This window comes from Paenarthrobacter sp. OM7, from assembly GCF_029873575.1.
In the GTDB taxonomy this organism is placed as follows: Bacteria; Actinomycetota; Actinomycetes; order Actinomycetales; family Micrococcaceae; genus Arthrobacter.
Window position 1 is genome coordinate 2587148 of sequence record NZ_CP123579.1, and the last position, 15150, is coordinate 2602297.

13 protein-coding genes and 1 pseudogene are annotated in these 15150 nt (G+C 58.2%); 4 read left to right on the plus strand and 10 right to left on the minus strand.

Translation table 11 applies throughout. The annotated features are described in order from the left end of the window. Positions 1-43: 43 nt before the first annotated feature. Positions 44-535: a DNA alkylation repair protein gene (locus tag QEH68_RS11900; protein WP_207593711.1), complete on the minus strand. Its 492-nt coding sequence runs from the start codon at positions 533-535 to the stop codon at positions 44-46. Positions 536-595: 60 nt separating this feature from the next. Between QEH68_RS11900 and QEH68_RS11905 the strand changes: the two genes are divergently transcribed. Continuing rightward, on the plus strand, positions 596-1684 hold the full coding sequence (locus QEH68_RS11905; RefSeq protein WP_280622952.1) for a PDDEXK nuclease domain-containing protein: 1089 nt from the start codon (positions 596-598) through the stop codon (positions 1682-1684). Positions 1685-1702: 18 nt separating this feature from the next. On the opposite strand, the pseudogene QEH68_RS11910 reads toward QEH68_RS11905, so the two are convergent. After that, positions 1703-1768, minus strand: a pseudogene (locus QEH68_RS11910) (hypothetical protein); the annotation flags it as partial. Here QEH68_RS11910 and QEH68_RS11915 point away from each other — a divergent pair. Beyond that, the gene (locus tag QEH68_RS11915; protein WP_280622953.1) at positions 1754-1957 is read left to right on the plus strand and encodes a hypothetical protein; all 204 of its coding nucleotides are present in this window, start codon (positions 1754-1756) and stop codon (positions 1955-1957) included. The pseudogene QEH68_RS11910 and the gene QEH68_RS11915 sit on opposite strands and share 15 nt — an antisense overlap. Before the next feature lie 1059 nt (positions 1958-3016). Here the strand turns inward: QEH68_RS11915 and QEH68_RS11920 are convergent. Together QEH68_RS11920 and QEH68_RS11925 are read right to left on the minus strand one after the other, a co-directional pair. Beyond that, the gene (locus QEH68_RS11920; RefSeq protein ID WP_280622954.1) at positions 3017-3364 is read right to left on the minus strand and encodes a hypothetical protein; all 348 of its coding nucleotides are present in this window, start codon (positions 3362-3364) and stop codon (positions 3017-3019) included. A gap of 358 nt (positions 3365-3722) precedes the next feature. Next, a complete protein-coding gene (locus tag QEH68_RS11925; RefSeq protein ID WP_280622955.1) occupies positions 3723-4394 on the minus strand; it encodes a ScbR family autoregulator-binding transcription factor in 672 nt (223 codons plus the stop codon). A 2-nt stretch (positions 4395-4396) separates the two neighbouring features. On the opposite strand from QEH68_RS11925, the gene QEH68_RS11930 reads away from it, so the two are divergent. Beyond that, positions 4397-5380, plus strand: coding sequence for an NAD(P)-dependent oxidoreductase (locus tag QEH68_RS11930; RefSeq protein WP_280622956.1), 984 nt, complete (start codon positions 4397-4399; stop codon positions 5378-5380). A 390-nt stretch (positions 5381-5770) separates the two neighbouring features. Here the strand turns inward: QEH68_RS11930 and QEH68_RS11935 are convergent, their stop codons facing one another. The 5 genes from QEH68_RS11935 to QEH68_RS11955 form a co-directional block, all read right to left on the minus strand. Next, on the minus strand, positions 5771-7078 hold the full coding sequence (locus QEH68_RS11935) for a hypothetical protein (protein ID WP_280622957.1): 1308 nt from the start codon (positions 7076-7078) through the stop codon (positions 5771-5773). After that, the gene (locus QEH68_RS11940) at positions 7075-8394 is read right to left on the minus strand and encodes a peptide ligase PGM1-related protein (protein WP_280622958.1); all 1320 of its coding nucleotides are present in this window, start codon (positions 8392-8394) and stop codon (positions 7075-7077) included. Before QEH68_RS11940 ends, QEH68_RS11935 begins: the two co-directional genes overlap by 4 nt. After that, positions 8391-9068: a hypothetical protein gene (locus QEH68_RS11945; protein WP_280622959.1), complete on the minus strand. Its 678-nt coding sequence runs from the start codon at positions 9066-9068 to the stop codon at positions 8391-8393. Before QEH68_RS11945 ends, QEH68_RS11940 begins: the two co-directional genes overlap by 4 nt. 222 nt (positions 9069-9290) lie before the next feature. Further along, a complete protein-coding gene (locus QEH68_RS11950; RefSeq protein ID WP_280622960.1) occupies positions 9291-10307 on the minus strand; it encodes a radical SAM protein in 1017 nt (338 codons plus the stop codon). A 21-nt stretch (positions 10308-10328) separates the two neighbouring features. Beyond that, on the minus strand, positions 10329-11462 hold the full coding sequence (locus tag QEH68_RS11955; RefSeq protein ID WP_280622961.1) for a hypothetical protein: 1134 nt from the start codon (positions 11460-11462) through the stop codon (positions 10329-10331). A 582-nt stretch (positions 11463-12044) separates the two neighbouring features. On the opposite strand from QEH68_RS11955, the gene QEH68_RS11960 reads away from it, so the two are divergent. Next, positions 12045-13154 (plus strand): hypothetical protein, encoded by a 1110-nt coding sequence (locus QEH68_RS11960; RefSeq protein WP_280622962.1) that lies wholly within the window; start codon positions 12045-12047, stop codon positions 13152-13154. 710 nt (positions 13155-13864) lie between these two features. Here QEH68_RS11960 and QEH68_RS11965 read toward each other — a convergent pair. Then, a complete protein-coding gene (locus QEH68_RS11965) occupies positions 13865-14419 on the minus strand; it encodes a sce7726 family protein (protein WP_280622963.1) in 555 nt (184 codons plus the stop codon). Positions 14420-15150: the final 731 nt, after the last annotated feature.

Sequence of the window (15150 nt, forward strand, 5' to 3'; positions counted from 1 at the left end):
TGGCACGTGGTGAGGGAAACGCTAGGCGGGTCGCTGGTGCTTATCAAGGGGTGGCGGTGCCTGCCGCCAATGCCGCAGCGTGCCGAAGCTCGGGGTCCGGATCTGCAGCCCAACGCTCCAGGACGCGTTCGGCGCGTTCCTTGGCGAGTCCCTCCAGCCGCGCCACCAACGGCCTCACAACGTCTGAGGCCAGGGGATCCACCAACTCCCGGGTCCCGGCTTGCCTGATGAAACCTTCAATACGGGTCAGGTCAGTGTTGACCAGGATGCCTGCTTTGGTCTGCAGCAGAACCACTGCGGCGAGACGCCGTTCGAAGACAGGCTCCGCGTAGAGCTCCGAACTCAAGGCGGTGACGTCGTCATGGTCCAGATTCTTGTACCGCTTCAGCGTATCCCTCACCGTTCCCCGCACGGCACCCACGGACGCGCCATACACCTTCAGGGCCCCGCCCAGACGTTCACTGGCTTCAGCAGCTTTCTCCCAGGTGGATTCCATCTGCAGGGTGTGGTCCACGAATTCACCGGCTTCACTCACCTGCCTATTTTGTCAGGGCCTCCCCCTAGCGTGACAACAACAGCAACCGACAGGAGCACCATGCCGTCCCAAGAGCTCGCCACCGAAGCATCATTTCCGGGTGTCCCGGCCGCTTCGTCCATGCCCGACTGGTACCCCACCTTGCTCAACACTGTGGCGAAGGAAGTCCGCGTGGGCAGGACCCGGGCCATGGCAGCGGCCAACAGCGAGTTGTTGAATTCCTACTGGAGCATCGGCCGGCAGCTCGCCGAACGTGAATCCGAGCAGGGCTGGGGCGCCAAAGTGGTCACTCGTTTGTCTGCCGACATCAGGACCCGCTTCCCGGAAGCGAAAGGCTTCTCCCCCAGAAACCTCCGGTACATGAAGAGCTTCGCCCAGGCTTGGCCCGACTTCCCAATGTTGCAAGAGCCGCTTGCAACATTGCCCTGGTACCACCAGATCGCACTGCTGGAAAAACTCGACGACGCCGCCACGCGGCTCTGGTACGCAGCGGCAGCTGCCCAGCACGGCTGGTCCCGCAACGTGTTGACGCATCAGATTTCAACCCGCTTGCACGAGCGCTCGGGGCAGGCCATCACCAACTTTGCCTCCACGATGGTCCCCGCAGATTCGGACCTGGCGCAGCAGGCGACCAAGGATCCCTACGTCTTCGACTTTCTGTCCATGAGTGATCGGCACACCGAACGGGACCTGGAGCTGCAGTTGGTGAAACATGTGGAGAAATTCCTGTTGGAGCTGGGCCAAGGGTTCGCTTTTGTAGGTGAGCAGGTGCGCTTGGAGATCGCCGGCGACGAGTTCTTCGCGGACCTCCTCTTCTACCACCTGAAGCTGCGCTGCTACATGGTGATCGAACTCAAGGCCGTGAAGTTCGAACCCGGGTTCCTCGGGCAGCTGGGGATGTACATGGCAGCAGTGGACGACCTCATGGCGCACCCGGACGACAAGCCAACTATCGGATTACTGCTGTGCAAGGAGAAAAACAGCGTGGTGGCCGAGTACGCATTGCGTGGGTTCAACGCTCCCGTGGGCATTGCGGAGTGGAAGACATCCCTCGCGGACTCACTCCCCGACGAGTTGGTGGCGAGCTTGCCGAGCATCGAAATTCTGGAGGCAGAGCTGGCGAGTGAAGCTGCGCGGTTGCAGGGGTAGGTTCCCGCGTGCCGGGGCCTAGACGTTGTCCTTGAACCACGCCAGGGTGTCGTTCCATGCTGCTGTAGCTTGGGCCTCCACGTAGCGCTCACCGTTGTCGTTGTGGAAGGCATGGTCTACTCCGGGGTTGAGCTTGAGCTAGTGCTTCACGCTGGTTTGGCCCACCATGTCGCAGAGGCCCGGGACACAGGTGCACCGTGGCTGCTGGACGATGGGTCCGAGGAACGCAACCCCATTGAACAGGTGTCCCGCCAGCAAGACGCCGTCCGCTGAGCACTTTGAGACCATATAGTCGCTCCCTTCTTTCCAACACAGAAAGCGCACGACCTGCATGTCATGCAATGCTTCTTCTGCCCACAGATGGATAAATAACGATCAGAACCAGGACACTCAACATCACCGCAATCTCGATTGGAGTCATTCCGTTAGGTTAGGGAGTGGCCGCAGCTCCATCAAAGGTCCCGGAAACGCAATGACTTGAGTGGCAATGAAAGTCCACACAACCCGCCCAAGGCCGTTCCGTGTGAAGACGGAAATGGTGGATTTCGTCATCCAGCTTCATGTCCAGGTCGTGCCCGTCGTTGGTGTCTGGCTGGTTTTCCGAGGCCGCGCTTGTCCACCCAGAAGTCAGCTCTGAACGCCATTTTGTCCACCCAATGCAGTTCGGCCCCATACATCGTTTACGAGGTGGTGGAGCATGTGGCCTGACTTCCAGCTCTCATGATGCTAACGGGTAGCTGAACCCGTAGCTGAGCTGGGAACATGGGCGAGTTCGCCGGTAAATGCCCATGCAGCCTGTCTTGCGGTCCCTTGGACGGCGTATTCTCGAGGTCGGCCACCCCTACAGTTCTACCTGTCATGTCGGATACTGCATGGCGGAGGGCGTTGGCCTCAGAACCGCCGCCAAATGAGCGCAACGGTTCGGACGCTCAAGTGGTTTGAATGAGGTCGTCCATGGCGTTCGCTAGGGCGCACGGCAAACGGATTGGGCTCGGCATAACAAAAGAGTCCGCCCGGCTCGCGGACTTCAGATCCGGATCCAAGAACGACACGGAGCGTTCATCGTTAGCCTGCCACTCCATCAAACGGTACGCCCGGTATGCTTTGGGCATTCGAAATTGGGGGCATCACATGACGCAAAATATCTCGGGCCTGGAACGGTGGCAGGATCCGCAGTTCCGGTCAACGGTCAGCAGGGAATTCGTTCATCGACGCGCAGTCTCGGAGGTTTTTCCAACTGCTATTACGAGGGCATCCGAGACAGAATTCACTGTCTGTGCGCAGTGGCCTCGATGGCATGTTTTCTACGGCGGACCGAACAGTAGCTTCGACTCAGCACTGGTTGTGGAGACGTTGCGCCAACTTACCGTCTTGATTGCGCACACCTACCTCGGCGTTCCGCTTGGAAGTCCATTCCTGATGCCACACATTGGGGTAGCCATGGATACGAGCCGTTGCCGAGACACCTCCCGCCCAGTAGAAGTAACGGCGAAAGTCCACGTGACATACCAGCGCGCGAGTCACCATGGCCTCGCGGCCTTTGGCACGGCGGCCATATTTCTCGTTGACGGTCAGGAAATCGCGAGAGGCGATGCAACGGCCAGGATCGTAGATCCGGTTATTTACAGCCGATTCAGGAATAACGCGCGCGTGCCGCCGTCCAAGACCGGGCTCATTCATCCGGTACCAGCCTCAGATGTTGGACACCTCTCCGATTGGAACGTCGTAGTGGGTCGCCCCACGGGACCGCAACGGTGGCCGCTGCGGGTGGACACTACCAACCCAATTTTGTTTGACCATCCCCTCGACCACATTCCGGGCGTTTTACTCATTGAGGCCGTGCGGCAGGCGCTGCGGCTGGAATTACGGGACCCGGACTTGGATTTCGCTGCCTTCGAGTCACAATTTCACGGGTTGGCCGAATTGGCAGTAGAGCACGCGGTGGTCCTCGAATCCCTAGTGGACGACCATGGCACCCTTCTTGCGGTGGCCGGCGTTCACGCGGGAGATGACGCCCTGATGCGCACCGTCGCTCGGATCAGGCGCCGGACCCCACTACCCTTCGCGATACGACCGTCGTCTCGGCCACCAAGGCAGCAAGTTCTTCCGGATCCAAGCCAGAACCCTCATGGATGATTCCCGGAAGGAGTATTTCCCACATCTGTCGTATTCGCTCGATAACGTCTTCGCGACCGGTCAGAACATTAGAGACCATTTGGACCCCGGTGAACGAGGCAACGATGTACCGCGACAGGAATGCCGGATCAACAGAAGAACGGACATGTCCCTCCTCGATGGCCTGTTCAGCGAGGTGGCCCATGGTGGCCATCCAGTCTTCGTAGGGCCTACGAACGTCTTGGTCGAATGCCGACGCTTCAAGCGTCAGCCGTATACCAGCCCGCACAATGCCATCGGCCGCCAACAGCTCCGCAAAGGCGCCGCAAAGGCGGATCATGGTCTCCAACGCCGGCGACTTCTCAGCGAGTATGCGCTCTCCTGCCGCCATGGTGATCGCGTGTTGTTCTTCCAACACAGCCCGGGCAAGTTCGTCTTTGGACTTGAAGTGGAAGTACATGGCCCCCTTCGTCACCTTGGCCGCCTCAGCGACAAGCGAAATGCTCGCAGTCCCGAAGCCATGCTCTTCGAAGACCACAGCAGCTCCAGCGATGACCGCCTCCCGCGTAGCCTTTGCGCGATCTTGAAGGACCAACGATGAACCTCAGCTCTAGTCGAAAAACGTTTGAATCGCTTCCACAGCTCCACCAAGACGGCAGGTCGAAGCGTGTGCTTCTGGTGGGAGCAACCGGATTCATCGGAAGCCGCATCTTGCGCGCTTTCGACTCTCAAAGCGATACCACCGTATCAATCCTATCAAGAGGGCATTACAACGGCGTCGGATCCTATGACAACTCCGTCATATCGGGCGATGTCACCGATTTTTTCGGCCTATCCTTGGCCATGGAAGGTATCGACGTGGTGATCAACGCGGCCTCATATGTGGGACCCGACGCAGAATCAGCCATGCGTGTGAATCTGGAGGGCACACGGAACATCCTTCGCGCCTGCGAACAGTCCTCCGTTAGCAGAGTGATCCAGCTCAGCACCACCGCCGTCTACGGATCTGGACCCCACCGGGGTCCGAAACCCTCAGCACCCGACTACCATCCGGAGTCCGCCGTCAGTCAGACCCGGGCAACTGCGGATCAGGACGTGCTGGCCGCCGGCGGGATCGTTGTCCGCCCCAACCTGGTCTACGGCAGTGGTGACCGCTGGGTCATACCTGGAATTGTGCGGATGTTCAGCACCTTAGAGGCAACGATAGACCACGGTGATGCGCTGGTGTCACTAATCGACGTCGAAGCCCTGGGCAGATTAGCCGCAAGCCTGGCCAAGACGTCACGGCCCATATCGGGGGCGCTGCATGCCGCCGGCACAGAACCGGTGAGCGTCAGAAACTTGCTGAGGCACATTTCTGAGCAGATCCAGAAGTTGGACATCAAGCGGGACTGCTCACTCCCTGAGGCTATTCGACTACTGGAACCAGCGGGATTTCGCCCCCATCAAGTCAGCATGCTCGGCGCCGATCATTACTACGATTCCTCCGAGCTCTGGGAAATCGCCGGGCTGGCGGCACCCGCATTTCGTATCTCACCGGACGCCTCGCTCTGGTACCGGCGACTTCTCGCGGGACACTGAGCGGCTCCTAGCAGCCCGCAAACACGACATGCATGATATTTGCACCAATTTGACTCCGAATTTCTTCCATGCTCATGACGCAGTCGCCATCCTCGAACGAGCAGCCTTCAGCTCCCACCACGTGCGCATGTCGGATGCCGACCACTACTACGATTCCTCAGATCTCTGGAGATTGGCGGGCCATGAAAACCCGGAGATTCGCATCGCACCTGCAGCAAGGCTGTGATCTCCGGAGCATTTGCCGAATCTGGATCAAGACTGACATGTTACTCAACGACAGCCCTGCCATTGAGTCCTTCCCCAAAATATCCAACGTGGCAATTTGGAGCTCCTACAGAACCCCGTCCTTGAAAAAGAATAGCGGCGAGCCAGGACAGACCGCCTATTCGTTCACCGCAAGGGAGCGCTGACCTTGGTTAGTTGCTTGACGGCGTGAGCTGCCGCGTAGAACTGCGCAACATACACACCGAGGTTCACGACGAGTACCGCGACACCGACAGACATCAAAGATTTGGGCATCGGGCTCACCATGTAGGCGGTCAGGAGTCCGTACCCGATACCGAATATCAGGGTCGTTAGCGCCTTTCTTTTCATCAACGTCAATTCATAATTCGGCATGACCCGGAGACCCTCGAACAGGGCAGCAACAGCAAATACAACAAGCGACCCTCGCAACGTGTCCTGAACCGAGGTGTCGGAAGTGTAGACCCCCGAAATGGGAGTTGCGATCATCAGCAGGCTGGCCAGTACGGTGAGAACCACCATCAGAATTTGGGCTTGCCTTGAGTTCGTCCGAAAGGTCCGATAGTTCTCGGACTTGGCTTGTCGGGCCAGGTCAGGGCCAGCGAATTGTCCGACTGCGGTGGCCGGCAGGGTGATGAACGAGCTTAAGGATAGGACAATGGCGTATGCGGCAGCGGGTACGACTCCGATGGTGCTGACTGTTGCTGCGACGACCGCGAATGCCCCAAGTTTCATGAGTGCGTTGGCCGAGATAGGTAGCCCCAGTTTGGCCATCTCCACAACGTATCCCCAGCGGGGCTTCCGCATACCTGTCTTCCCGACCACCTTAACGAGCCGCCAGTTAGCCACGATCATTGACGCCAAGGATGCCCCAACCAAAGCTGCCACGGCTCCTGTGGGTCCCATGGCCGGGACTGGTCCCAGACCAAGAATCAGGAGCGGACCAAGGGACAGTACGATTAGTGTGTCGGCGATACCCGACCACGCCACGTCCTGGGAACGGTCGAGCGCCAGAAGCGAAGCTTGACCGCCTCCGGCCAGTCCTTGCAATAACAGACCGGCGGCCGAAACTACCGGCATGAATCCAAGTTCATTGATGACGGCTTGATCAACGTTGATACCGGTGGAAAGGGCGGGAAGAGCGAGCATACAACAGGAAGCAGTCGCGCCGACTACCAAAGACAGCCAGCGTCCGTCGCTGATTAGCAACCTGGCCGAAGCGTGGTCTTCTTTGAAGGGGGCGACTTCCAGGGCGATACCCCGTACAACGCCAGCTATTGCTGCGGACCCTGTGATGAAGAAGACGGCGATGAGGTTAAATGCTGCCAGCGCGGCATGATTACTGTTGCCAAGAATCGCGGTCAGAACCGCTATGCCGAAGACGTCGGCGGCAAGGACCAACATAAGGGGGGCACTTTTGGACAACATGACTGTGAACGATTTCACTGAGATCACGGCTTTTCTTGGAAACCTTTCCGGACAGTTGCGTCCATTGCGCGGGCTTCATCGAGGGTCGCGGCAACGATGCAGTACATGACGCTGCCCAGTCGAGGCTCCGGAGGGGAAGTCAGAATTACTCCTTGCCTCTCTGCAGCACTGTAGGCGATACCGTGCTGCTCTAGATGATTCAAGGCTGCATGGTGGTCCGGCACTCGCCAGTCGACCCTTTCATAGATGACTCGGTCCTTGGGAAAATACTCTCGCCCTACTACCCGAAAGCCCACGCCCTCGTACGTTGGGGTGGTCCCAGTGACGCAACAGTTGCACTCTGTGAAGAGAAGAGTTCCATTCGCGAGCAGAATCGCGTCCGCGGAAGCAGGACCCCGGTAACCCATTTTCTGATACGACTCGCAAAGCTTCCTGCCATGCGCCACAAGTTCGTTGGCTTGATCTGCAGTCAGAGATGTGGCGGGAAGGGCTTGAGCGTCGCCAACTGGCCGAGAAAATAACTCTCCGGTTGTCTGAAGCAATATCTCCTGATCCGTGACCGAGAACTCGGCGAAGAAAGCCTTGGCGTTTTCGTGATACTCCTCTACGACAACCAGGAATCGGCCGTCCTGTGAAAGGGCCGGCCAAAGGTCCTGGAGCACCCGCAGAGCTTCTCCTCGGTCTCCGGCCAGGACGCTGACATGGTTAGATCCGACGGGATCCAGCTCAGTGTTAGATGTCAGGATGTAGTTGCCAGCACCGGAAGATTTGTAAGGATGCTTCAGCATGACGGACTTGCCATGGGCAAGAAATTCCAGAACTACATCCAGTGCGTCTTCAGGGCTGTGCGAGACGGTGCCTTCGGATATGGGGATTCCCTGGGCGGCTGCAAGAGCCCGAAAGGTCGTCTTGCTTTCGGCGAGCCATGCCCCTCCTTGCATGATGTATTCATGACCGGGCAGACAGTGCTCCAACTCCAATTCCGAGACCAGCCTTGCGATGCCGGGATCTGAGACACAACTCACAACGCGCGACGTTGAGGAGGGCAGCTCACGCTTCATCTTCCGAAGGAACCTTGGGTTCCTAAGGCGCTCCAGCGATAGCCGTGCAGTCTCACCGTCGTTCGCAGGCGGCGCCACGAGGACGTTAAGCGTAGAGCTTTCAAATCCCATCAGCGCCGTAGCGTAGTCCAACCACGCTTGGTCCGGCGGGCCAGGCAAGATCAATGTGTCGCCTTCAGCAGCGAGCCAAATCGACCGCTGCGCCCACCAGCTTGCTCCTCGTTTTGCATAGTCGCCGACGGAGGACTCAAGCCTGAACGTTGCAAAGATGGCCTTGGTCACGACTGAGCCTCTTCCGAGGAAGCGTATTCAAATCCGACAGAAAGCAGAACGATCTTCTCCCCATCGCCCACAGGGGTTCGCCCGTGAATAGTGCGGGTGCCGTCGAATATCAGGCACTCGCCGACACCGTAGCGGTACTCATCAATTCCGTCCGGGGTCACAGCCACTGTGGCCGAAGACGAGTCGCTAGTAACGCGCCGCTCGATGCAAAGTAGCATTGTTAATCCGCCAAAGGATGTAAGGTCCAAGTGCAACCCCAGGCCAGCCTGCGGCTCGTCGTAGATGATGAACACGGCACCATCGGTCGCAGTCAACGGCAGCCCGGTAGCTTCAACGGCTCGTTGCTGAAGGCCGAGTCGGCCGACGAATTCCGCATACTGCGGAGCGATTCGAGCGTTCTTTTTTCCTGACGCGTTCTGTCGCGTCTCAATGGACATTCCCTCGGCACAAATGTCGCTAAGAAGGCGAAGATCTGCTTCCGCGATGCCGCTGTTGAAAATCACCGGCGAGTCCATCTTCGCGTAGGCCGACTGGACGGAGGCCATCTCCCTGAGGCACTGGAGAGTCCCGGCGTCTACGGAAGATAAGTCGTTGATGTCAACGACGCTCCTTAAGGCTTTGGTCCATGCAGCAGAATATTGGTTTCCCAGAACCTGGCCCGCAGTCAATTTCATAGAAACTCCTAGATCAGTTGGTGCCGTAAACACTGCGTGGGCAGATGGCAAAACCACCGGCCCACGCAGTCTGCCGACACTAGAAGGCGCAGGCCGGCGGGTCGGGCAAGTTCCAATCAAGGTCATCAACTACAACATCGGTAACTGTTTCCACGTTTCCTCCTTCCACATGCGTTTCTAACCCGGAGATGGGCTCTCCGGGAGGTCGCGGCTCGGCCGGTCTTATCGCGACCGAGTCAGTATGGACGGAGTATCGAGTTCCGCCACAATGCCGGGAGCGCAAAGTTCCTGGATTTCAGTGAGGGACGTGCCGGGGTTGTAGAAGTCCATTTGAATGGAGTCGGTGGCGAAGTGCCCCTTGGGCATGAGCCCCGTCTTGGTGTGCGATCGCGAACCCGTCCAAACGTATCCGTTGCACATGTTCACGATCTTGGCGGCTTGTCCGTAGATGAACTCGGGATGAAGCCTTGTATTTCCAACGAGGTGAGATTCCGGAAAGGCCAGCCGCAAGCGGCTAATGATCTCGAGATACAACTCAGGTCCAACACGGAACGGCGGAGTCACATCAAAATTCTCCGGGACTCTGGCGGACTCCGAAAGAGTGACGTCTTGCAATACAGGTGTCGCTACGAAATCGAATCCACCCACGGTCCGGGACCACTCCACAAAGAGTTCGAGCTCTCTCTCCCACTCCGGCGTCAGCCCCCACAGCAAGGCATTCCCAACATCCAGGCCAGCTGCCCTTATCCGTTCAGGCGCTTCGAAGCGCTGACGTTGATCAGCTTTTATTCCGCCTTTGTGTTTTGAGGCATACAAGACGGGGTCCATGGCCTCCATGAAGGTCCAGATCGCGTTGGCTCCTGCAGAACGGAGAACCTCATAGCCACCTGGTTGCAAAGTGTCGCAATTGACGATGATGTAGCAGTCTTCATCGACAAGCCGCGTCCTTTCAACCCATCGGGCGATCCGGTCAGCGAGCTTCCGCTGATCTTCAGCCACGGTTCCAAATACAAGTTCGTGGGTTCGATAGCCCTGATTCCGCAAGTCACCGATGAGAGAATTGAAAGTCTCCGGAGGCATGCCGCCCCGCACACCGTGGGCTCCTTCCTTCGCCAACAGTTGACTGAGCCCGCAGTAGGTGCAGCTTGAAGTGCAGAAATCTATGGGATACACCACGGAGTGCAGATGTAGTAGGTTTGCGTGGTTCGCGCTCCGAACGGATTGCGCCGTTTCAATCATTTGTTTTTCCGTTTCTGTTAGTCAGGCGAAATAGTCAGCCGGTCCACCCTCACGGACTGCGTCCAGGGTGAAGCAATGCAAACCGCCACCGAAGATTCTTCTGTGACGATGCCGGACCGGCACGCAGGTAAAGCCAGCTCCTTCAAGCGTGCCGATCAGCTTGGTGGCGGATTCATTTACCAGGACGGTTTCTTCGTCCAGCGACAAGATATTGAGGTCGATGAAAGGGCTGGTCAAAACCAGATCGTCGTCATCGTAGGCAGGAAAATCCATCGGATCAGGTTCTGGAGCGATCACCATGTCCCACCTCTGGAGCTTCTCCGGAAGCAGGTCCCGGACGCCGGCGTGCCGAACCAGCAACAGACCTGGACGCAGCGCCAAGACCATCGAGTCGATGTGGTTGGCAGTCAAGGCATCTATCCGATGTACAGCGAACCGACCCTTAAGGTGTCTTTTTAGCCATTCGAATCCGAGGAGATGGTTCGCGTTTGCGACGTTGACGAAAATATCGTTTCCCGCACGAAGGCATTGAGCACCATCAATCATCATTTCGTGACCCACGTCAAACGGACTCTCCGACGACACTTCGATGTGCTGTGTATTGCCCACGGAACGATCGGTGTAAGTCGTGTCAAAGGATGCGTCAGTCATTAGGGGCCGAGGCATCGGGGTCCACCGGCAGCCCCTCTTGAAGTACTCACTAAAAGTGTTCTTCAAAAACTGTGTTTCAAAATATCTTGACCGGAGCATAGGTGATGTTTCAATTATCTCATCACCAATGATGAGCGTGTTGTCCCTAAGGTTCAGGGCAGGAAGGACTGTATCCTCCCAAAAGGGTGTCTGAACCGAGCTCAGGGTCGGATCTATGTCCAGAGGCCGATGCACGGTGATTCCCAGACGCTGAAGAGTGCCTGAAATCTCTTCCAGGTCTTCGACGAGCTCATCCACATATTGTTCTTTGATTGAATGCGTCGCTGGTTTGGCTGCACTCTTTGGTGTGACCCTTGGATAATACGAATGAACGGGCGAAACATTATCTTGAAAGAACACATCAAAGCTAATGTCCCGCGAATGTGAATAGAAGTTCCGTGCCGTACCTAAAACCACTTCGCGAAGTGGGCTCCAACCGTCATAGCTGTTCAATTTATTCGTCAAGAAGAATTCCCCAGATCATACTCGTTCATCAGTTCAGGGCTGTGCCCAGTTACTATCTTCGCGATAGGGAGCCCTCTGTCCATGACACTTCAAAGACGACCACCAATGTGCCCCCATCAGACGGGGACCCTGGTCGCGACTGGTGGCGTGTGGCCGTGAAAAACCCATTCCCGGCCGGCCTGCTACCCCAAACACTCAAAGAAGGTCGCCGCCTCCGATACCCAACCCGGCAAAGCCACCCAGGTCTTCACCCGGACGACGCCCCTTAGACGCACCAAGCGTAACAGATCACAAACCGGACGCATGGTTTGTTATTGTGATGTGTGTTCACCTTTGCACATGCGCGACCCGCGGGAACTCGTCCCGCCGCAAACCAGCCGGTAGCACGGATGCAGAGATGAGGGACTTTATCCTCGATTTTCGTTTCATGGGCACCGCGTACGACACATCGTCACCGCGTTGCTCAGTCGTAGCCATATTGTGTCCGGGCCTCAGCTCCGACGGCGCAGAGGGTCCCGGAAAGCCCGCCGCCAGCTCACGACATCGCGTGACCCTAACACCAACCAGACCCGAAGGACCTTCATGACCGAACCGTCAGCAGCGGCCCCTATGCCCATTCGGGCGACCCCACCTACCTATCGGCCGTTTACGATTGCCAGGGCCGGGGAACTGGCAGCTTACAAAGATCTGCCGGCGGCCTCCCAGGCACGGATCACTCCGGTCTTCATCGTCGCGGCCCGTGACTGGGACTACGACAACGAAGTCTTCGCAAAGACCCCAACAGCCCATCTGGCCGATCTGCCCAAGAAGCTCCACGCCGCCCGGGGCGACCGCCTGGCCTATCTCGACTTGTCGTTGCTGGACGACGAAGGATTGGTCCACGGCCAGCACCCTCTGCACTGGCTTGTCACCGAAGCCCAGAAACTGGGGCTCCTCCTGATGCCACTGGCCACCCCACAAAGTTCTGCCGCGTTCCTTTCCGCCGCCAAATCACTCCACGCAGCCAACGGCCGCGGAATCGGCATTCGCCTGACAACAAACGACTGGCCCGGCATCAACGCCGGGGCCGCCACCATTCTGATGTCCGCTGTCGGTGTCGGACACTCAGACGTCGACCTTTTTCTGGATTTTGAGGCCAAAGTCGATGCTCTGGTCGTCGCGGCCGTTCAGAACGAAATGCATGCGGCCTCGAGCACAGGATGGCGCCACATCACCACAGGAGGCCACAGCTGGCCCAAGGATCCGCCGACCGGCCAAGGCACGTTCATCCTCCCTCGGGCAGAACTGGACCAGTACACCGCCAGCTACGTGGGCCTGAAAGGAACCAGCACACTCCTTCCCGACTTTTTCGACCATCTGGTGGCAAACCCTGAGGTCACTCTGGATATTGACCCCAAGCTGCTGACCATCAGCGCCACCCTCCGGTATGCGGCAGAATCCCAGTGGGTCTTTGTCCGCGGCGGTCTCTATAAGGCCTCCGGCGGCAAAGGCAAAGGTGGCGCATCGGTAGCGCCGGCATTGCAGGCCCTCATTGGGCACACCCTGTACGGGACCCCGGTCCGCACGAAAGCGGAAACCTGGATCGAAGCCGCCGCGGCAGGAGGCCCGTCAGGCAACCCCATGACCTGGCGGCGATGGGCGACATACCGGCACATCGAGGTTACGCTGCACTCTCTCGCCAATTCACTCTGACTCCAACCGGTCGCGGACACCGACGTGCATCCACCAGCCGCGCCATGTGTTCATGGCGCGGCTGGTAGCGCACAGCCAACCGCGGGCCCACCACAAGCGGCGTGTCCCCGCTACCAGACCCGAACCTCGAGGCCACAAGGACGAGCAGGTCCAGAGAGGTGATGTTCGCTGCGCCAGCTCGCTGGCCTCTGGCAGCTACCCACGCGAAAACGCCAGTGACCGCACGTGCTCGGTCACGGCGCCATCGCCTCGCAGGGCGGGCAAACAAGAAGCACTCTGCAGCCCAATGCAGACTGAACATCAGCGTCCTCGGGCAGTGCACGAACGCTCACCCACACGGCATGCTCTTCCGGACGGAGCCGATCCTGTCAGGCAGAATGCCGCCCTCTTCGGTGCCGCAGGATTATCGCAGTTTCATAAAGATCTATAAAACGTGCATAAGCTTGGAACTCCCCAAGCCCCGCGAGATCTGCATCAATGGGCGGTGAAGCCTCTAACCCGTGCGATGACAAGTAAGGGCCTATGGGAGCGCCCCCAACGGTCTTCTTCGACCATCTGGTGGCATTTTTTTAAGCGACCCTAAACTGTTGGCCATTCGCCGCTTCCGCCACCGTACGAAACCGGAAGTCTGGATCGAAGGGGCCGACGCCTGTGGGCCTCAGGAAACGCCAGAACGTGGCGGCGCAGGGCAAGCTAGCGTCATATCGAGGTCACGCTGCACTCTCACGCCAATTCACTCTGACCTTCAACTGCTCGCGGACAAGAACCCGCATTTGGTCGACGTCAAGGTGCTCCACGAGCCGTGTCATGAGCACATGTCGCGGCTTGGATCGCACTCCCCTGTCGATGCCGCGCTGTTCCAAAGCATCCAAAAGTTCTTCCCGCCACAGCAGCGTGGCGAGAAACGAAGAATCGATGCCCGGGTTGTGCTGCGCTTCCCGGAGCTGTGTAAGGACCAGACCCTCATCCGGGGAGATGGCGGCTGTCATGACACCCCACCACTCCGGAAGCAACGGCAGGGCATGAGCGAGGTGTTTGTCCGCGACCACCAACGTCATGTGGTCGAGGATTTTTGAGTACACCTCGACCTGCTTCGGAAGGCGGCGCAACGTATCCTGGGCACTCTTGATTTCATAGCCGGAAAAGGCGCCGTTGAGGACAGCGACGTCAACACGCACTTCTCCGGCCAAGCTCAGTTCATCGACGAACCGGGTGTCCGCGCGCTCATGGCTGTGCTGGCGCTCCAACGCGGCGTGTAACGCCATACGAACATCCCGATCCCACATACAGCCAGATTAACATTTTGCTCCATCGATTAACAGTTCAGCCAGCGCTACGAGCCAGCTGACGACCTTTTGCGGCCTTGTCGTGCACGTCGCATGGGGAATGATCTTCGCCAGCAAGCAGGTGCTGCGGCAGGTCAAGGGTGGAATTGGTTGCGACGACCCATTCGGAATCGATCAGCTCCCTGGATCCGCCACTGCTCACGGTTGTAGACGGCACGGCCGTCCAACCAGATGAATTGCCTTGCATGACGTCTTGGATGGGCCTACAAAGCTCCGCCTCCCAGCGAGGGCGCAGCAATCTGTTCTTTGAAGGCTCAAATTCCTCTTGGAGACATTCAGGCTGCTGATCCCGCACTCGGACACCCCAGAAGGACCCATCTCTGTAAATGACGCGAATCGCTCCGGAGTGAACGATGGCACCCAGATGCTTCAGCCTCGCCGTGATTTTCATTCGAAATGAGCTACAAGAAGAAACCCCGGTCCCTCAGCGTAAAGCTGCAGAGAACCGGGGCTTCAAAGCACGATGAATGAGTCCGCATTGCCCACAGCCGAACTGGGGTGAGGGATCCACTACTCCCCGGTGCCGCGACCCTAAAATCCAGTAGCGATTGTCTGACGCTGCAGAACGGATAAGCGTGTGGCCGCCCAACTAGTCCGGGCCCAAAAACCTTTCAACAACGTCACGCAGATCCCTGCACACAGGCCGGCCT

Bases quoted from the DNA above. Each gene is read 5' to 3' on its own strand.
- QEH68_RS11905 (WP_280622952.1), top strand. From the start codon at position 596: ATGCCGTCCCAAGAGCTCGCCACCGAAGCATCATTTCCGGGTGTCCCG.
- QEH68_RS11950 (WP_280622960.1), bottom strand. From the start codon at position 10,307: ATGATTGAAACGGCGCAATCCGTTCGGAGCGCGAACCACGCAAACCTA.
- QEH68_RS11930 (WP_280622956.1), top strand. From the start codon at position 4,397: ATGAACCTCAGCTCTAGTCGAAAAACGTTTGAATCGCTTCCACAGCTC.
- QEH68_RS11960 (WP_280622962.1), top strand. From the start codon at position 12,045: ATGACCGAACCGTCAGCAGCGGCCCCTATGCCCATTCGGGCGACCCCA.
- QEH68_RS11920 (WP_280622954.1), bottom strand. From the start codon at position 3,364: ATGAATGAGCCCGGTCTTGGACGGCGGCACGCGCGCGTTATTCCTGAA.
- QEH68_RS11965 (WP_280622963.1), bottom strand. From the start codon at position 14,419: ATGGCGTTACACGCCGCGTTGGAGCGCCAGCACAGCCATGAGCGCGCG.
- QEH68_RS11945 (WP_280622959.1), bottom strand. From the start codon at position 9,068: ATGAAATTGACTGCGGGCCAGGTTCTGGGAAACCAATATTCTGCTGCA.